Here is a 15,214-nt window from a genome sequence, read left to right as displayed (position 1 = left end):
TAACCCACTCTGCGGACGCCTGAAACTTCTTATAAGCCCGTTGATGTAGCCTGATTACGGGTCTATGCCTTTACCACTTGACAGAAGCCCCTTCTATAGATTAAAATAAACAGCCTTGGTTAGATAGCTCCAGTTCTTCAACAGGGGCTTACTTGTGGTATAATTTTTAGCTTATAACAGAGGTGGAAGACTATGATACAGCGACAGGGTTATGCAAATGTTGCGGATAACTCGGGGGCCAAGAGGGTTCAGATTATAGGCATACCCTACGCCCCGAGGAAGTATGCCACAGTGGGTGATGTGGTAACTGTCACAGTAAAGGTTGCCGCACCCAACAGCCCGGCAAAAAAGGGCAAGGTCTACAGAGCGGTGGTGGTAAGGACAAAGAAAGAAGTAAGGCGTTCCGATGGCAGCTACATAAAGTTTGATGACAATGCGGTGGTTCTTCTCAATCAATATGGAGAGCCTCTGGGCACGCGCATACTTGGGCCAATAGCCAGGGAGGTCAGAAACAGGGGCTTTACCAAACTGGCATCTCTTGCTCCGGAGGTGGTGTGATGGCTCAGAGGATAAAGAAGGGCGACACAGTGGTTGTTCTGAGAGGAAAGGAGAAGGGAAAAACTGGTGAGGTCATAAAGGTTCTCAGGGAAGAAAACAGAGTGATAGTAAAGGATGTTAACCTGGTGAAAAAACACCTCAAGGAAATACCCAACGTGAGAGAAGGTGGCATATACGAGATAGAAGCTCCTCTCCACATAAGCAATGTAATGCTCATATGCCCCAAGTGCGAAAGGCCCACAAGGGTAGGCATAAGAACGCTCAGGGAAGGTGATACTCTGAGGAAATACAGGTTCTGCAAAAAGTGTAAGGAAAACATCGACCTTATAAGAGAGAAAGTGAGGGTTGAAGCATGAGCGTAGAAACCAGGTATGTATCAAGGCTTTACAACAAGTACAGGGAAGAGGTGGTTCCGCAGCTGATAAACCGCTTCGGCTACAAAAACCCCATGGAAGTCCCCAGAATAGTTAAGGTGGTGGTAAATATGGGCGTAGGTGAGGCGGTTGGAGACATAAAGCACCTTGAAAGGGCCATGGAAGACCTGAGGGCCATAACAGGTCAGCAACCGGCGGTAAGAAGGGCAAAGAAATCAGAGGCTGGCTTTAAGCTTAGAAAGGGTATGCCCGTTGGTCTCAAGGTTACGCTGAGAAAGGAAAGGATGTGGGACTTTCTTGATAAGCTCATATGTGTGGCCCTTCCAAGGGTGAAGGATTTTAAGGGGCTTAACCCCAGGTCCTTTGATGGAAGGGGAAACTACGCCTTTGGAATTGGGGAGCAGATAGTTTTTCCAGAGATTGATTATGAAAAGGTGGATGCCATAAGGGGTATGGACATAATCATTCAGACTACCGCAAAGAGTGATGAGGAGGCTTTCTGGCTTCTGGCGCTGCTGGGGCTTCCCATTAGGAGTGCAGGAGGTTAACATGGCAAGAAAGGCAAAGGTGGCAAAGGATGTAATGCATTTTCCCAAGTATGCGGTCCGGCAGAAGAACAGATGTCCTCTTTGTGGCAGGCCAAGAGGCTTTATAAGACAGTTTGGTATGTGTAGACTGTGTTTCAGGGAGCTCGCCCTAAAGGGCGAACTTCCAGGCATTAAAAAGTCCAGCTGGTAAGGAGGTAAGATATGGACCCAGTGGCAGACATGTTCTCCGCCATAAAGAACGCAATAAGGAGAAGGATGGATTACGTGGACATCCCCTCTTCAAGGCTGAAAGAGTCCATACTTGAGCTTCTCAAGAAGGAAGGCTACATAAAAGGATGGGAAAGACTCCAGGAGGGTAAGAAGGGCACCCAGTATATACTGAGGGTTCATCTCAAGTATCTTGACCCCAAGAAGGAAAGGAACGCCATATCGGAGCTTCAGAAAGTTTCAAAGCCTGGAAGGAGAATATACACTCCCAAGCACAGAATCCCTCACGTTCAGAGGGGTTTTGGCGTAGCCATACTCTCCACCGACTCAGGTCTCATAACAGACCATGATGCCAGAAGGCTGGGCAAGGGTGGGGAGATATTAGCCTATGTATGGTGAGGTGCAGACATGTCAAGGATAGGCAAGAAACCCATTGAAATCCCCCAGGGTGTTAAGGTGAGCCTTCAGGATGGTGAGCTCAGAGTTGAAGGACCTAAAGGCAAGCTTTCAATGAAGCTACATCCAGATATGGAGGTCAGTCTGGAGGGAAACACCGTAAGGGTAACTAGACCCTCTGACCAGCCCTTTCACAGGGCCATGCACGGCACAACCGCTGCACTCATAAGAAATATGATAAAGGGTGTTACCGAAGGCTTTACAAAAGTGCTTGAGGTGGTTGGTCTTGGATACAGAGCTGCAGTCAAGGGAAACAACCTTGAGCTGAGCCTTGGACTCTCACACCCTGTGGTTTATCCCATACCTTCAGACGTAAGGATAGAGGTAAAAGAAAACAAAATATACGTCAGCGGTATAAACAAGGAAAGGGTAGGGCAGGTATGCGCCCAGATTAGGGCCTTCAGAAAACCCAACGTATACAAGGGCAAAGGCATAAGATACGAGGGTGAGGTGCTCAGGCTCAAGGCTGGAAAGGCGGCAGGAAAGGGCAAAGGCGGCAAGAAGTAAGGAGGTAAGCTATGGCAAAGCTCGGCAGGCATGAAAAGCGAGAAAGAAGGCACAAGAGGATAAGAAAGAAAATCGTGGGAACTCCAGAAAGACCAAGGCTCAGCGTTTACAGGAGCCTGAATGCCTTCTACGCTCAGCTGATTGATGACTCTGGGGGCCAGTCAAGAACGCTGGTTTCTGCCTCTTCCATAGACCCGGAGTTCCTACAGCTTGCCGGTAAGAGAGGAGGAAAGTCCATAGAGGATGTGCAGAAAGTGGCCGAGATACTGGTAAAGAAGGCTATGGAAAAGGGCATAAGAAAGGTGGTCTTTGACAGAGGTGGTTTTCTTTACCATGGAAAGATAAAGGCCTTTGCAGATAAATGCAGAGAGCTTGGTCTTGAATTCTAAAGGAGGCAGATATGGGTGGTGTATCAATTGAAAAGCTCATTGACAATAAGAGAAGAGACCAGAGAATAGCAGAGCTTGAGGACCAGCTGCAGATAGAGGAAAGGCTCATATACGCCAAGAGAACCACAAGGGTAACCAAGGGTGGAAAGAGGTTTTCCTTCAGTGCTCTGGTTATAGTAGGGGACAAGAGAGGCTTTGTGGGTTTTGGACTTGGAAAGGCGAGGGAAGTGCCAATAGCCATTGCGAAGGCGATAGAGGATGGAAGAAAGCACCTCATAAGGGTCCCTATAGAAAACGGAACCGTCCCCCACGATGTGGTGGGTCATTACGGCCCCACCATGATAAAGGTTATACCTGCAAGGCGGGGGACAGGTATTGTGGCAGGTGGCGCTGCAAAACCCATCTTTGAGCTGGCAGGCTATACGGACGTGCTCACAAAACTTCAAGGGAGCACGAACCCCAACAATGTGGTAAGGGCTGTCTTTGACGCCCTTCTCAAGCTCAGGTCTGCCGAAGAGGTGGCAAAGGAGAGGGGTATAGACCCCGAGCTCATAAAGAAGCGCTACCACATATACGCAAGAGACCTTCGTATACCCTGAGGAGGAGTGTAATGGCCAGGCTTAAGGTGAAACTTGTCAGAGGTCTTGCAGGAAAGCCCGAGGCTCAGGTAAAGGCCGTAAAAAGCCTAGGGCTTAAAAAGGTAGGCCAGGAAGTCCTGCTTGAAGATAACCCCATGGTAAGGGGGAACATACGCAAGGCGCTTCATCTTCTTCAGGTAGAGGAGGTCAAGGAATGAAACTGCATGAGCTTGCACCGAAGGAAGGATCAACAAAGGAAAGGAAACGAGTGGGAAGAGGTATAGGTTCTGGGCTGGGAAAGACCTGTGGTAAGGGTCATAAGGGGCAGAAAACCAGGTCAGGAGACAGGAGACTTCCCTCCTGGTTTGAGGGTGGTCAGACGCCCCTTCACAAAAGAGTGCCAAAGAGAGGTTTCAGACCTGTAAACAGGATAGAGTATGCGGTGGTTAACCTAAAGACCCTTGAAAGATACTTTGAAGCTGGTCAGGAAGTTAGCCCGGAAACTCTACTGGAAAAGGGGCTTGTAAGAAAAGGGATGCCCGTCAAGGTGCTGGGAGATGGAGAGCTTACAAAGGCTCTGAAGGTAAGAGCCCACGCCTTTTCTCAGTCTGCAAGGCAGAAGATTGAATCCCTCGGCGGGGTCTGCGAGGAGGTAAGGTGATAGAGTACATAAAACAGCTTTTTTCCCTTGAGGACTTCAAAAAGAGGCTCCTTTACACACTTTTTATGCTTGCCATATACAGGCTTGGCAGTCATATTCCGCTGCCCGGCATAGACACAACAGCCCTTCAGGATTTTTTCAAGAGCTTTCAGGGAACCCTCTTCTACCTTTACGATATCTTCTCTGGAGGAAACCTGAGCAGGATGACTCTTTTCGCCTTGGGAGTCATGCCCTACATATCTGCCTCCATAATGATGCAGCTTCTTACGGTGGCGGTGCCGGAGCTTCAGAGGCTTGCCAAGGAAGAAGGTGATTATGGAAGGTATAAGATAAACCAGTATACGAGGTATCTCACCCTCCTTGTTGCCTTTGTTCAGTCCATAGGTATAGCTGTCTGGCTGCAGGGGCAGGTCTCGCCAAAGGGAACCCCCATAGTGCCAGATGCTGGAATTCTCTTTTCCATAACCACCATAATAGCCCTCGTTTCCTCCACCATGTTTCTCGTGTGGGTGGGCGACAGGATAACGGAGAAGGGTATTGGTAATGGTATGTCCCTTCTCATATTCGCCGGTATAGTGGCAGGTTTCCCCAGTGCTGGCATAAGGGTTTGGGATATGCTCAGAAACGGTGATATCTCCCCCTTTGCCTTTGTGGGCACCATCATCTTCATTATAGCGGTGGTTGTGGGCATAGTCTTTATTCAGGAAGCAGAAAGAAGGATACCCATACAGTATCCGAGAAGACAGGTGGGAAGACAGGAGGTTATGGGCTCCTCCAGCTACCTTCCCATAAAGATAAACCCCGCAGGTGTAATACCCATAATCTTCGCTCAGTCCCTTCTTATAATTCCTTCCACAGTTCTCGGTTTCATACAGCACCCCATAGCCAGAGCTATGCATGATGCCTTCAACCCCACAACACTCCCCTACAACATCCTCTACATAGCCTTCATAATCTTCTTCACCTACTTTTATACAGCGGTGATCATAAACCCGGTGGATGTGGCAGACAACCTCAAAAAGGCTGGAGCCTTCATCCCGGGCATAAGACCGGGTCAGGATACCCAGAAGAGCCTGGAATACATCATTAACAGGCTTGCCCTTGTGGGTGCCATCTTCCTGAGCGTGGTGGCTATAGTGCCCATCTTCATAAGTCTCTGGCTAAATGTTCCTTTCTACTTTGGAGGAACAACTGCCCTTATCGTGGTGGGTGTAGCCCTTGACACTATAAACAAGCTCGAGGCTCAGCTCCTCCAGCAAAAGTATACCAAGTATAGGAGGAAGGTAAGATGATAGTGGTGTTCCTTGGACCACCAGGCTCTGGCAAGGGGACGCAGGCAAAAAAACTCTCTCAGGAGCTGGGTCTTGTGCACATATCCACCGGTGACATCCTCAGAGAGGCGGTCAAGAACCAGACAGAGCTTGGCATTAAAGCAAAGGAATACATGGACAGGGGGGAGCTTGTCCCTGACAGCCTTATGATAGCACTCATAGAGGAGGTGATGCCTCAGGAGGGCGGTTTTATACTTGATGGATTTCCAAGAACAGTGCCACAGGCTGAAGCACTTGATGATATGCTGCAGAAACATGGAAAGGGGCTAAGCTGGGTTTTTCTCTTTGACCTTCCAGAAGAGGTAGTAGTGGAGAGGCTCTCTGGTAGGCTCACGTGCTCCCAGTGTGGTGCCGTATACCACATAAAGTATAACCCTCCCAAGGAGGAGGGTATATGCGACCTTTGTGGCGGAAGGCTCGTCCAGAGGGAGGATGACAGAGAGGAGATAGTCAGAAAGAGATACAGGGTATACACGGACCAGACAAGACCTCTCGTTGAATTTTATCAGCAGAGGGATAAATTGATAAGACTGAATGCAGCACAGGATATACAGGAGGTAAACAGAAGGCTTTTAGAGGTGCTAAAGAATGGCGGTTGAGCTATATTCTTTTAAGGAGATAGAGAAGATAAAGAGAGCCTGCGATGTGGTGGTTGAGGTATTGCAGGCGGTGGCGAAGTTTGTAAGACCCGGCGTATCCACCTACGAGCTTGACCTTATAGCGAGAGAAGAGGCAAAGAAGAGAGGTGCAAAGCCTGCCTTTCTCAACTACAAGCCACCCTTCAGCAACGAGAAGTTTCCGGCAAGCCTGTGTGTCTCCGTGAACGAGGCGGTAGTCCACGGTTTGCCTAAAAAGGAACAGGTAATAAAGGAGGGTGATATAGTCAGCCTGGACTTCGGAGCCTATGTGGAAGGATACGCGGGGGACTCTGCTCTCACTGTAGCGGTTGGAGAGATAAGCAAAGAAAAGGAAATGCTCATGAAGGCTACAAGGGAAGCCCTTCAGGAGGCGGTAAGGGTATGTATACCGGGCAACTGGGTTTCAGATATAGTGGAAGCCATACACAGGGTGGCAAAAAAGTATGGCGTCTACCCTCTCAAAAACCTCGGTGGGCACGGTATAGGGAGGAAGGTTCACGAGGACCCCTTCATACCCAACCATCCTGAGACCCTAAAACAGGAAAAGAAGGACTACAAGCTGAGACAGGGCATGGTGGTTGCCCTTGAACCCATGCTCTCCCTCGGGACAGAAGAGATATCACACAATGGCGACAGATGGACGGTGATAACCGCAGACGGAAGCCCCGCAGCCCACTATGAGTATGTGGTGGCCATAACCAAGCAGGGGCCCATAGTGCTCACGGAGTTTAAGAATGGCTAAGAAGAAAGGAGAAGAGAAGCAGAAGGAAAAGGGTATAGTGCTTGAAGGTGAGGTTCTTGAAGCCCTCCCCAACGCCATGTTCAGGGTAAAGCTGGAAACGGGCCATGAGGTGCTTGCCCACGTCTCTGGCAAGATGAGGATACACTTCATAAGGATACTGCCCGGTGATAAGGTGAAGGTGGAACTCTCTCCCTATGACCTCACCCGCGGGAGGATAGTCTACAGGGGATGATTTTGTGCTATAATTTTCTGCTTACAAGGAGGTTAGCATGAAGGTAAAACCTTCTGTCAAGCCAATATGCGCCAAGTGTAAGGTGATAAGGAGAAAGGGAAGAGTTATGGTCATATGCGAAAACCCAAAGCACAAGCAAAGACAGGGTAGTTAAGGAGGTAAGATATGGCAAGGATAGCTGGAGTTGACCTTCCAGATGGTAAAAAGCTGGAAGTTGCCCTCACATACCTGTATGGTATAGGCTGGGCAAGGGCAAAGGAGATATGTGAAAAAACCGGCATACAGGGCACAAAGAGACTGGGAGAGCTAACACCCGAGGAGCTAAACACCATAAGGAAGTTTATAGAACAGAACTACACGGTAGAGGGTGACCTCAGAAGGGAAGTGCAGATGAGCATAAAGAAGCTCATAGACATGGGATGCTACAGGGGTATGAGGCATGTAAAGGGCCTGCCCGTTAGGGGTCAGCAGACAAGGACCAACTCAAGAACCAGAAAGGGTAAGAGGAAAACAGTTGGTGGCACAAAGAAAAAGATAGCAAAGTAAGGAGGTAATTTATGGCGAGAAGGCAACAACAGCCCAAAAAGCAGAAAAAAACCGTAACGGAAGGAATAGTTCACATACTGAGCACCTTCAACAACACCATAATAACCATAAGCGATAAGCAGGGCAATGTGCTTGTCTGGGAAAGTGGTGGAACTGTGGGCTTTAAGGGAACGAGGAAAAGCACGCCCTATGCAGCACAGCTTGCCGCTCAGAAGGCTGCAAAGAGGGCAGTTCAGGAATATGGGCTTCAGGAAGCAGAAGTGAGAGTTAAAGGGGCAGGAGCTGGAAGAGAATCTGCTCTGAGAGCCATCTATGCCGCAGGCATAAAGATAAAGGCAATAAGGGATATAACACCCATACCCCATAACGGATGCAGACCACCTGCTAAGAGGAGGGTTTGAAGCATGGGCAGGTATATGGGACCTCAGGTAAGAATTGACAGAAAGCTCGGCGTGGTAGTATCAGGGAAAAAGAGTGCTCCCAAAACCCTGGCAAGAAGGAACTTTCCCCCAGGCCAGCATGGAAGGGTAAAAGGCAGGAGGAAGAAGCTTACCGAATACGGCATAAGGCTTATGGAAAAGCAGAAGCTCAAGTTCCTGTACGGAGGTCTCAGGGAGAAGCAGTTCAGGAAATATTTTGACGAGGCATCACGCTCCAAGGGCAACACAGGACAGGTTCTTCTCCAGCTTCTGGAGAGAAGGCTTGACAACGTGGTATACAGGCTTGGCTTTGCAAGCACAAGAAGACAGGCAAGACAGTGGATTTCCCACGGACACTTTCTGGTAAACGGCAGAAAGGTGGACATACCCTCTTACAGGGTTGAGGTGGGAGACATAATAGAGCTAAAGCCCTCTTCCAGAGATATAGCACAGGTTCTGGAAAATCTGGAAAACATAGACCCGAGAAGTGTTCCACCCTGGCTTGAGCTGGACAAGGAGAACTTCAGAGGAAAGGTCATAGACCTTCCAAAGGATATTCAGCTGGAGGTTCCAGTCAACCTTCAGTACATAATAGAGTTCTACTCAAGGGTCTAAGGAGGAAAGAGTATGCTTAGAGAGTTTCTTTTCCCCTCAAAGGTCTACTGGGAAGAGAGGACAAAGACCTACGGCCGCTTTGTGATGGAGCCCTTAGAGAGAGGTTTTGGAATAACTGTGGGAAATTCCCTCAGGAGGACGCTTCTCTCTTCCATACAGGGCGTTGCCCTGACCGCTGTGAAGATATACGGTGTGTATCACGAATTCTCATCCGTTGAGGGTGTTCAGGAAGACACTCTTGAAATAATAGCAAACCTCAAAAGGGTAAGGTTTAAAATGCACACCTCTGATGTGGAGGTGCTCTATCTGAAAAAGAAGGGTGAGGGTGCTGTATATGCGAGAGATATAAGCCTCCCCCCAAGTGTGGAGGTGGTAAACCCAGACCAGAAAATACTCACCATTACTGACCCGAACAGAGAAGTCAACATAGAGCTCAGGATTGAAAAGGGTTTTGGATACCTGCCTACAGAGGAGATGGAAGTTCTTGGAGAAGTAGGGTGGATACTTGTGGACGCAGATTTTTCCCCAGTTCGTCAAGTTGCCTTTAGAGTTGAAAAGACAAGGGTGGAGAAAAGAAGCGACTACGACAGGCTCATAGTGGAGCTCTACACAGATGGCACAAAGACACCTGACGAGGTTATTAAGGAAGCGGTGGGGCTTATAGTGAAAAACTTCACCCCTCTTGAGAACATATCCTTTGAAGTGCCAGTTATAGAGGAGCCAGTTGGGGTTGTGGAGGAGTTTGTGGAAAAGCTCAGCCTTCCAATAGAGGAGCTTGATGTTTCTCAGAGGGCTCTCAATTCCATAAAGAGGATGGGTATATCCACCATAGGAGACCTTGTAAAGCTCACAGAAGAAGACCTCAAGGGCACGAAGAATGTGGGCAGAAAGGCCATAAACGAGATAAAGGAAGCCCTGAAACAGATGGGGCTTCACCTTGGCATGGATATAGAAAGCAGGAGGTAAAGGATGAGGCACAGGGTCAAGAAAAAGCACTTTGACAGGACAAAGGAGCAGAGGCTTGCCCTTTACAGGTCCCTTGCAAGGGCTCTTATTATGGAAGAGAGGATAGAGACATCACTTCAGAGGGCAAAAGCAGTAAAGCCCTTTGTGGAGAGGTTGATAAGCCTTGGTAAGAAGGGGGACCTGGCATCAAGGAGGCTTGCCCTGAGGCTTCTGCCCGACAGAAGGGTGGTGAAAAGGCTTTTTGAAGAGGTGGCACCCAGGTTTGAAAACAGGAATGGAGGCTATACAAGGATAATAAAGCTACCAGAAAAGAGAAAGGGTGATGGTTGTGAGCTTGCCCTCCTTGAGCTTGTAGAATGATAAAGGGTATATTATCCTTCCTTATAAACCTTCTTATAATCCTTGTCCTGCTTCATGCGGTGGGTTCCTGGATACCAAAAATAAGAGAAAGTAAATTTTATGAAAGGCTTGACAGCCTCATTGCCCCTCTTCTCAGTCCAATAAGGAAAATAGTCCCACCAGCCGGTGGGCTTGACTTTTCCCCACTTATTCTTCTTTTTATACTCTATCTCATCAAGTATCTTTTAAAGCTTTGAGGCTTGACCAGTATCTTGTTGAAAGGGGCTTGGTCTCTACACGGGAAAAGGCTCAGGCCATGATAATGGCAGGGCTCGTGTATGTGGATGGTAAACCTGTCACGAAGGCAGGAACAAGAGTAAAAGAGGGGCAGAGGGTAGAGGTCAGAGAGCCTCCAAAGTATGTTTCCAGGGGAGGATACAAGCTGGAATGGGCTATAAACAGGTTTGGTCTTGATGTGAGGGATATGGTGGCTATAGATGTGGGCTCCTCAACGGGTGGCTTTACCCAGTGTCTTTTGATGTTTGGTGCAGAGAAGGTATATGCTGTGGATGTGGGACGGGGTCAGATGGACCCAAAGCTCAGGTCAGACCCCAGAGTGATTCTCTATGAAGATACAGATGCAAGGGAATTGACGGATAAACACATACCTGAGCCAGTGGATTTGATAACCGTAGATGTATCCTTCATATCGGTTACCAAAATAATCCCCCATGTGGTAAAATTCCTTAAGGAGGAGGGAATTTTGCTGGTGCTTGTAAAACCACAGTTTGAGGTGGGTCCAGAAAGGGTAAGGAAGGGTATAGTAAAAAGAGAAGAGGACAAAAAACAAGCTGTCATAAAGGTGGCTGAGTTTTTAACCTCTGCCGGCTTTAATGTGGCTGGGGTGACAAAGTCAAAGCCAAAGGGCACAAAGGGAAATGAAGAGTTCTTCCTTCTCTCAGGCAGGCATCTTAAAGCCTTAGAAAATCTGGAGGAGGCTGTAGAGAGTGCAGTCAGGGAAGTTGTTTGAAGAAAACTGCATGCAGGGAAAGATAGGGCTTTATCCTTTTACGCCAGAAAACCTTATGAGAGTAGGTCTTGCCCTTTGCACATACCTGAAGATACACAGGGGGACCGAAAAGCCAAGAATGAGCGTGGGGGCTCTGAACTTTCTTACCCTCTGTGTCACAGTGGGCTTTATGGCAGGCGGTGGAGACGTTTACATGGATGAGGAGGGGGACATAATCCTTAAACATACCATTGAGGAGGGCAATGCAAGGCTATGGATAGAGAACATGGAAAGCTATGAGCTCAGAATGGTTGAATCAATACTCTTCAGCAGGTATAATATGCCAAGAGCAGAAGGAGAGGAGGTAGGTAGCCTATGGATACTAAAAAAACTGCTATAGAGCTCTCGGAAGAGACCCTTAAGACCCTTTTAGAGTTCGGCACAGACCTGGATGAGTTTTACAGAAGGTTCAGAGAGCTCAGACTTCTTGAGGATGACCTTTCCTTTCAGTCTGCCCTTCTTCATGTGGAACATGCCTTTTTCATGGTGGTGCAGTCAATAAACATACTCAGGGAACAGCTGGTGCTTCTGAGAACAGCAGGTCAGAAGGGGGAGGTTTATTGATGGGTGTTCTGTGTATGTTGCTGGACAAGAAAAAGCAGTATTTTTCCCTTCTTGCGGACATATTCAACATAACCGGACATAAGCTTCTTATAGCACTTGATGAGAACAAAGCCTTTGAGCTTTTAAAGGTGTCGGAGCCTGAAATCTTAATACTACCTGCAGAGGACATAGACTTCTGGTTTAAACTCCTTGAGCTTGAAAAATACATATTGCCGGTTCTGTTCGTGGAAAGCTATGAGGAGGCCGAGTCATTAAGAAAATATGGACTGAGAGATTTAAACTCTGTGGTTTTACCCTTCAACCCTATGGAACTTTTAACCAAGATTGTCAGCCTGAGCAGGGAGCCTCAGGATGTGGCCTCCCTTTCTGCCACGGGACCTGTCAATGTGCTTCTTAAACTCTTGCGTAAGGGCGTTACCTCATCCCTCCTGATAGAAGATATAGAAGATGAAGAGAATTTCTGCACCATATACATACATGAAGGCATTATAAAGGGCAGTAGCTGTGGCAGGGAGGAAATACTTACTCTAATTCCTAAAGATGTGAAAACCACCCTTGATGTTTATGAGGAAGACAGGGCTGTTATGAGCTACGTATACAAAAACAACTGGGACTTTCTTTCCACTATTGTCTATGGCTATGTTCCAGAGCAACTCTTGACACAGGTGGGGTTAAAAGAGGAGGAGCCTGCAACTTCAAGGCCTGTCCTTGATATGAGCCAGCCCATAGAAACAGGTGATGGACTTTTCTGGATAGGAGTGCCTCAGGAGGGTGGATTGCTTCAGAAAAACTCATACCTGCGTATATATGAAAGGGAAAGCATAAGGGTCCCTGTGCTGATAAACATAGGCACCATGCAGGATTACATCCTTATAAGGGCAAAGCTGGAGCAGGTGATTGGCACTGTGGATGCCTTAAGGGCGGTAGTAATCCTTGGCTCTGCTGTGGATGAATGCTCGGGCATTCTCAGCATGCTTCAGTCAAACCAGAGGGCATTGGTGATAACTTCCCTGAGCATAGCCCAGAGGTTAAAAGCCCTCGGTATTCCCCAGGCCAGGATAAGGGCTTTTGAATCCTTCCCAAACAGAAGGCTCAGGCTTGCTACAGGGGATGTGCTCAGATTTGTCCCACTACCCTTTCTTCCTGAAAGGGGCAGTTTTGCCATGCTTGAGGAAAGCAGGGGCTATCTGTTCACGGGCAGGTTTCTGAGCTCTCTCTGCACATACGAAGAGCTGAACCCTGTAGAGGGGGGTGACTTAGAAGATGTTCTCATATACACAGGCTTTATGGCACCCTCACAGGATACCCTGAACAGAGCACTTAAGCGGATAAATTGGGAAGAGGTGGACTCCATACTGCCCATGTTTGGAAATCCCGTGCACTCTCAGGAAAGAGTTAAGGAACTCTTCGCCAGGCTAGAAAGGGGTCTGCTGCCAGTAGCTTTTGAAGTTAATGATAGAGAGGTAGTTCTGGAGGTATGCAACAGCCTGGTAGCATATTTGAGAGACAACATGGAGGCGTCAGAGCTTCAATCTTTCCTTGAAGAGTTTAATCAGTTTGCATATCTGGAAGATGGAAAGATAGTAGAGCCTTTCGTTGAGCCTGAAAGTTTACCCCCTCTTATACTGGGTTTAATGTATGCAAAGGGGATAAATCCAACTCTCATAAAGCATACTATAAGGCACTTTTATATGGCAGGTATTCCCCTTACCATATGATGGGTTTGCCTATTCTTTCAAACCTTGGGTTTAGCAGAGCAAGAAATAGCTGTTTAAAGCCTGTTAATATACTCACGTCAGTGCTCTCAAGGGGCGGTATGTCACCAGAAAAGTATATAACAAAAGCCTTCCCCACAATGTTTTCTCTCGGCAGAAGCCCCCAGTATCTGCTGTCCTCGCTGTTATCCCTGTTGTCTCCCATTACAAAATAGTGCCCCTCAGGTATTCTGGCGTAGTAAACATCTTTTCTCTGAATAAAGGGATTCTGGTATAGGGCTATTCTGTGTCTTACTCCGTTTGGGAGGGCTTCCTCGTATATAAATTTTAAATTCCCGTCTTCCACAACCTCTTCCACAAGCCTCAGGGGAAGCTCCTGACCGTTTATGAAAACCCTCTCACCCCTTATCTCAAGGGTATCCCCAGGCATCCCTATGATTCTTTTTATAAAGTCTATCTGGGGGTTTATGGGCCATTTGAAAACCACTATGTCCCCCCTCTGAGGTTCAGAAAGTCTGTAAACCAGCTTGTTGACAAGTATAAAATCACCCACGAGAAGCGTGGGCTTCATGGAGCCGGAGGGAATGTTGTAAGCCTGAACAAGAAAGGCCCTTATAAAGAGGACCACTATTATAACTATTACAAGCTCCCTGAGCCATCTGGGAATTGACTGCACCTGTTCTATTTTACCATAAGCTCAAGCCTTTTGCTCCTGAGCTGCCCACAGGCTCCAAAAACTTCAACACCCTTGCTCAGTCTTATGAAGGTGGATATGTTATACCTTCTGAGCACTTCCTGAAAGGCGTAAACGCTCTCCAGGGATGGTCTTTCAAAGGGAAGGGAGGGGTCAGGATTGTAGGGTATGAGGTTCACCTTGAATTTTCTCCTGTAAGGAGCTACCATGTCTGCCAGTTCTCTGGCTTCCCGTGGTGAGTCGTTAATACCCTTTATTACCACATACTCAAGCATTATCCTTCTGTCGGGAGGGTAGGGAAAGTTTACGAGGACATGAAAAAGCTCCTGCAGGCTGTTTGTCCTGCTTATGGGCATGAGAAACTCTCTGAGATTTTGGGATGGAGCGTTTATAGAAACGGCAAGGTTGAGCTCTCTCATAAGGGGGTCCTCTGACATTTTTCTGAGCTGAGCCACAAGACCGCTGGTGGATATGCTCACCCTTCTCTTGGAAAGGTCTATCCCCCAGGGGCTCACCATTATCTCCACAGCCTTCCTCACCGCCTCATAGTTTGCCAGGGGTTCACCCATACCCATAAAGACCACATTCCTTATCCTGCCTGGCGTTTCCCTCTGAACGAGGAGATACTGGTCAACTATCTCTGCTGGAGTTAGGTTTCTCAAAAGTCCATCCTTTGCCGTGGCACAGAACCTGCAACCCACCGCACAGCCAACCTGAGAGGATACACAGAGAGTCAGGTGGTCCCTTTCAAAGATAAGAACGGTTTCTATCATATGGCCATCTTCTGTCCTGAATATATATTTAACCGAGTCCTCAGTGGACACCTTGCCGACAGCCTCAAGGGTATGAACTCTGAAGTGCTCAGAAAGCAGAACCCTGTGAGCCTTTGAAAGGTTTGTCATCTTCTGAAAATCCGTTTCAAACTTTTTGTAAAGCCAGTCAAGCACCTGGGCAGCCCTGTAGGATTCAAGCCCAAGCTCTCCAAACCTTTCCCTCAGCTCCACCAGATTGAAAGAGGTAAGCAGCTGCATTATGTATTAAATTTATAACACCGATGGCGATGAGT

General features: G+C 47.9%; 27 protein-coding genes. 25 read left to right on the top strand and 2 right to left on the bottom strand.

Annotated features, from left to right (window positions below):
- The first annotated feature begins 192 nt into the window (after nt 1-192).
- From rplN to WHS43_04455, 25 genes are all read left to right on the top strand, one after another.
- The gene (gene rplN / locus WHS43_04575) at nt 193-558 is read left to right on the top strand and encodes a 50S ribosomal protein L14 (GenBank protein MEJ5338913.1); all 366 of its coding nucleotides are present in this window, start codon (nt 193-195) and stop codon (nt 556-558) included.
- On the top strand, nt 558-914 hold the full coding sequence (rplX, locus tag WHS43_04570; protein MEJ5338912.1) for a 50S ribosomal protein L24: 357 nt from the start codon (nt 558-560) through the stop codon (nt 912-914). The genes rplN and rplX overlap by 1 nt, the downstream gene beginning before the upstream one ends.
- Complete coding sequence (rplE, locus tag WHS43_04565) at nt 911-1,480, top strand: 50S ribosomal protein L5 (GenBank protein MEJ5338911.1); 570 nt, start codon at nt 911-913, stop codon at nt 1,478-1,480. Before rplX ends, rplE begins: the two co-directional genes overlap by 4 nt.
- A gap of 1 nt (nt 1,481) precedes the next feature.
- Complete coding sequence (locus WHS43_04560) at nt 1,482-1,670, top strand: type Z 30S ribosomal protein S14 (GenBank protein MEJ5338910.1); 189 nt, start codon at nt 1,482-1,484, stop codon at nt 1,668-1,670.
- A gap of 11 nt (nt 1,671-1,681) precedes the next feature.
- Complete coding sequence (gene rpsH / locus WHS43_04555) at nt 1,682-2,086, top strand: 30S ribosomal protein S8 (GenBank protein ID MEJ5338909.1); 405 nt, start codon at nt 1,682-1,684, stop codon at nt 2,084-2,086.
- A gap of 9 nt (nt 2,087-2,095) precedes the next feature.
- A complete protein-coding gene (gene rplF, locus WHS43_04550; protein MEJ5338908.1) occupies nt 2,096-2,650 on the top strand; it encodes a 50S ribosomal protein L6 in 555 nt (184 codons plus the stop codon).
- An 11-nt stretch (nt 2,651-2,661) separates the two neighbouring features.
- Nucleotides 2,662-3,039, top strand: a complete 378-nt coding sequence (gene rplR, locus WHS43_04545) for a 50S ribosomal protein L18 (protein ID MEJ5338907.1) — start codon at nt 2,662-2,664, stop codon at nt 3,037-3,039.
- Between the two features lie 65 nt (nt 3,040-3,104).
- On the top strand, nt 3,105-3,638 hold the full coding sequence (gene rpsE, locus WHS43_04540) for a 30S ribosomal protein S5 (GenBank protein MEJ5338906.1): 534 nt from the start codon (nt 3,105-3,107) through the stop codon (nt 3,636-3,638).
- Nucleotides 3,639-3,649: 11 nt separating this feature from the next.
- Nucleotides 3,650-3,835 (top strand): 50S ribosomal protein L30, encoded by a 186-nt coding sequence (rpmD, locus tag WHS43_04535; protein MEJ5338905.1) that lies wholly within the window; start codon nt 3,650-3,652, stop codon nt 3,833-3,835.
- The gene (gene rplO / locus WHS43_04530; protein MEJ5338904.1) at nt 3,832-4,278 is read left to right on the top strand and encodes a 50S ribosomal protein L15; all 447 of its coding nucleotides are present in this window, start codon (nt 3,832-3,834) and stop codon (nt 4,276-4,278) included. The genes rpmD and rplO overlap by 4 nt, the downstream gene beginning before the upstream one ends.
- A complete protein-coding gene (gene secY / locus WHS43_04525) occupies nt 4,275-5,570 on the top strand; it encodes a preprotein translocase subunit SecY (protein MEJ5338903.1) in 1,296 nt (431 codons plus the stop codon). The genes rplO and secY overlap by 4 nt, the downstream gene beginning before the upstream one ends.
- Complete coding sequence (locus tag WHS43_04520; protein MEJ5338902.1) at nt 5,567-6,208, top strand: adenylate kinase; 642 nt, start codon at nt 5,567-5,569, stop codon at nt 6,206-6,208. Before secY ends, WHS43_04520 begins: the two co-directional genes overlap by 4 nt.
- Complete coding sequence (gene map, locus WHS43_04515; GenBank protein ID MEJ5338901.1) at nt 6,198-6,989, top strand: type I methionyl aminopeptidase; 792 nt, start codon at nt 6,198-6,200, stop codon at nt 6,987-6,989. Before WHS43_04520 ends, map begins: the two co-directional genes overlap by 11 nt.
- The gene (infA, locus tag WHS43_04510; GenBank protein MEJ5338900.1) at nt 6,982-7,221 is read left to right on the top strand and encodes a translation initiation factor IF-1; all 240 of its coding nucleotides are present in this window, start codon (nt 6,982-6,984) and stop codon (nt 7,219-7,221) included. Before map ends, infA begins: the two co-directional genes overlap by 8 nt.
- A gap of 37 nt (nt 7,222-7,258) precedes the next feature.
- Nucleotides 7,259-7,375: a 50S ribosomal protein L36 gene (rpmJ, locus tag WHS43_04505; protein MEJ5338899.1), complete on the top strand. Its 117-nt coding sequence runs from the start codon at nt 7,259-7,261 to the stop codon at nt 7,373-7,375.
- A gap of 11 nt (nt 7,376-7,386) precedes the next feature.
- A complete protein-coding gene (gene rpsM, locus WHS43_04500; GenBank protein ID MEJ5338898.1) occupies nt 7,387-7,767 on the top strand; it encodes a 30S ribosomal protein S13 in 381 nt (126 codons plus the stop codon).
- Nucleotides 7,768-7,778: 11 nt separating this feature from the next.
- The gene (rpsK, locus tag WHS43_04495; protein ID MEJ5338897.1) at nt 7,779-8,168 is read left to right on the top strand and encodes a 30S ribosomal protein S11; all 390 of its coding nucleotides are present in this window, start codon (nt 7,779-7,781) and stop codon (nt 8,166-8,168) included.
- Between the two features lie 3 nt (nt 8,169-8,171).
- The gene (rpsD, locus tag WHS43_04490; GenBank protein MEJ5338896.1) at nt 8,172-8,801 is read left to right on the top strand and encodes a 30S ribosomal protein S4; all 630 of its coding nucleotides are present in this window, start codon (nt 8,172-8,174) and stop codon (nt 8,799-8,801) included.
- Between the two features lie 12 nt (nt 8,802-8,813).
- Nucleotides 8,814-9,767: a DNA-directed RNA polymerase subunit alpha gene (locus WHS43_04485; protein MEJ5338895.1), complete on the top strand. Its 954-nt coding sequence runs from the start codon at nt 8,814-8,816 to the stop codon at nt 9,765-9,767.
- 3 nt (nt 9,768-9,770) lie between these two features.
- Nucleotides 9,771-10,127, top strand: coding sequence for a 50S ribosomal protein L17 (rplQ, locus tag WHS43_04480; GenBank protein MEJ5338894.1), 357 nt, complete (start codon nt 9,771-9,773; stop codon nt 10,125-10,127).
- The gene (locus tag WHS43_04475) at nt 10,124-10,363 is read left to right on the top strand and encodes a YggT family protein (protein MEJ5338893.1); all 240 of its coding nucleotides are present in this window, start codon (nt 10,124-10,126) and stop codon (nt 10,361-10,363) included. The genes rplQ and WHS43_04475 overlap by 4 nt, the downstream gene beginning before the upstream one ends.
- Nucleotides 10,360-11,136 carry a TlyA family RNA methyltransferase gene (locus tag WHS43_04470; protein MEJ5338892.1) on the top strand — a complete coding sequence of 259 codons (777 nt, stop codon included), beginning with the start codon at nt 10,360-10,362 and terminating at the stop codon, nt 11,134-11,136. The genes WHS43_04475 and WHS43_04470 overlap by 4 nt, the downstream gene beginning before the upstream one ends.
- 10 nt (nt 11,137-11,146) lie before the next feature.
- Nucleotides 11,147-11,515 (top strand): hypothetical protein, encoded by a 369-nt coding sequence (locus WHS43_04465; GenBank protein ID MEJ5338891.1) that lies wholly within the window; start codon nt 11,147-11,149, stop codon nt 11,513-11,515.
- A complete protein-coding gene (locus tag WHS43_04460; protein MEJ5338890.1) occupies nt 11,491-11,739 on the top strand; it encodes a hypothetical protein in 249 nt (82 codons plus the stop codon). The genes WHS43_04465 and WHS43_04460 overlap by 25 nt, the downstream gene beginning before the upstream one ends.
- Complete coding sequence (locus WHS43_04455) at nt 11,739-13,457, top strand: hypothetical protein (GenBank protein ID MEJ5338889.1); 1,719 nt, start codon at nt 11,739-11,741, stop codon at nt 13,455-13,457. The genes WHS43_04460 and WHS43_04455 overlap by 1 nt, the downstream gene beginning before the upstream one ends.
- Here WHS43_04455 and lepB read toward each other — a convergent pair.
- Together lepB and rlmN are read right to left on the bottom strand one after the other, a co-directional pair.
- Nucleotides 13,447-14,121: a signal peptidase I gene (lepB, locus tag WHS43_04450; protein ID MEJ5338888.1), complete on the bottom strand. Its 675-nt coding sequence runs from the start codon at nt 14,119-14,121 to the stop codon at nt 13,447-13,449. The two genes, WHS43_04455 and lepB, sit on opposite strands and share 11 nt — an antisense overlap.
- 14 nt (nt 14,122-14,135) lie before the next feature.
- Nucleotides 14,136-15,179 carry a 23S rRNA (adenine(2503)-C(2))-methyltransferase RlmN gene (rlmN, locus tag WHS43_04445; protein MEJ5338887.1) on the bottom strand — a complete coding sequence of 348 codons (1,044 nt, stop codon included), beginning with the start codon at nt 15,177-15,179 and terminating at the stop codon, nt 14,136-14,138.
- Between the last annotated feature and the right edge of the window lie 35 nt (nt 15,180-15,214).

Source organism: Aquificaceae bacterium (genome assembly GCA_037481935.1).
Classification (GTDB): Bacteria; Aquificota; Aquificia; order Aquificales; family Aquificaceae; genus Pampinifervens.
The sequence above is the reverse complement of the archived record's forward strand: the minus strand, read 5'-3'. Positions and strand labels throughout refer to the sequence as shown.

Bases quoted from the DNA above. Each gene is read 5' to 3' on its own strand.
- rplN (MEJ5338913.1), top strand. From the start codon at position 193: ATGATACAGCGACAGGGTTATGCAAATGTTGCGGATAACTCGGGGGCC.
- rplX (MEJ5338912.1), top strand. From the start codon at position 558: ATGGCTCAGAGGATAAAGAAGGGCGACACAGTGGTTGTTCTGAGAGGA.
- rplE (MEJ5338911.1), top strand. From the start codon at position 911: ATGAGCGTAGAAACCAGGTATGTATCAAGGCTTTACAACAAGTACAGG.
- WHS43_04560 (MEJ5338910.1), top strand. From the start codon at position 1,482: ATGGCAAGAAAGGCAAAGGTGGCAAAGGATGTAATGCATTTTCCCAAG.
- rpsH (MEJ5338909.1), top strand. From the start codon at position 1,682: ATGGACCCAGTGGCAGACATGTTCTCCGCCATAAAGAACGCAATAAGG.
- rplF (MEJ5338908.1), top strand. From the start codon at position 2,096: ATGTCAAGGATAGGCAAGAAACCCATTGAAATCCCCCAGGGTGTTAAG.
- rplR (MEJ5338907.1), top strand. From the start codon at position 2,662: ATGGCAAAGCTCGGCAGGCATGAAAAGCGAGAAAGAAGGCACAAGAGG.
- rpmD (MEJ5338905.1), top strand. From the start codon at position 3,650: ATGGCCAGGCTTAAGGTGAAACTTGTCAGAGGTCTTGCAGGAAAGCCC.
- rplO (MEJ5338904.1), top strand. From the start codon at position 3,832: ATGAAACTGCATGAGCTTGCACCGAAGGAAGGATCAACAAAGGAAAGG.
- WHS43_04520 (MEJ5338902.1), top strand. From the start codon at position 5,567: ATGATAGTGGTGTTCCTTGGACCACCAGGCTCTGGCAAGGGGACGCAG.
- map (MEJ5338901.1), top strand. From the start codon at position 6,198: ATGGCGGTTGAGCTATATTCTTTTAAGGAGATAGAGAAGATAAAGAGA.
- infA (MEJ5338900.1), top strand. From the start codon at position 6,982: ATGGCTAAGAAGAAAGGAGAAGAGAAGCAGAAGGAAAAGGGTATAGTG.
- rpmJ (MEJ5338899.1), top strand. From the start codon at position 7,259: ATGAAGGTAAAACCTTCTGTCAAGCCAATATGCGCCAAGTGTAAGGTG.
- rpsM (MEJ5338898.1), top strand. From the start codon at position 7,387: ATGGCAAGGATAGCTGGAGTTGACCTTCCAGATGGTAAAAAGCTGGAA.
- rpsK (MEJ5338897.1), top strand. From the start codon at position 7,779: ATGGCGAGAAGGCAACAACAGCCCAAAAAGCAGAAAAAAACCGTAACG.
- rpsD (MEJ5338896.1), top strand. From the start codon at position 8,172: ATGGGCAGGTATATGGGACCTCAGGTAAGAATTGACAGAAAGCTCGGC.
- WHS43_04485 (MEJ5338895.1), top strand. From the start codon at position 8,814: ATGCTTAGAGAGTTTCTTTTCCCCTCAAAGGTCTACTGGGAAGAGAGG.
- rplQ (MEJ5338894.1), top strand. From the start codon at position 9,771: ATGAGGCACAGGGTCAAGAAAAAGCACTTTGACAGGACAAAGGAGCAG.
- WHS43_04475 (MEJ5338893.1), top strand. From the start codon at position 10,124: ATGATAAAGGGTATATTATCCTTCCTTATAAACCTTCTTATAATCCTT.
- WHS43_04465 (MEJ5338891.1), top strand. From the start codon at position 11,147: ATGCAGGGAAAGATAGGGCTTTATCCTTTTACGCCAGAAAACCTTATG.
- WHS43_04460 (MEJ5338890.1), top strand. From the start codon at position 11,491: ATGGATACTAAAAAAACTGCTATAGAGCTCTCGGAAGAGACCCTTAAG.
- WHS43_04455 (MEJ5338889.1), top strand. From the start codon at position 11,739: ATGGGTGTTCTGTGTATGTTGCTGGACAAGAAAAAGCAGTATTTTTCC.
- rlmN (MEJ5338887.1), bottom strand. From the start codon at position 15,179: ATGCAGCTGCTTACCTCTTTCAATCTGGTGGAGCTGAGGGAAAGGTTT.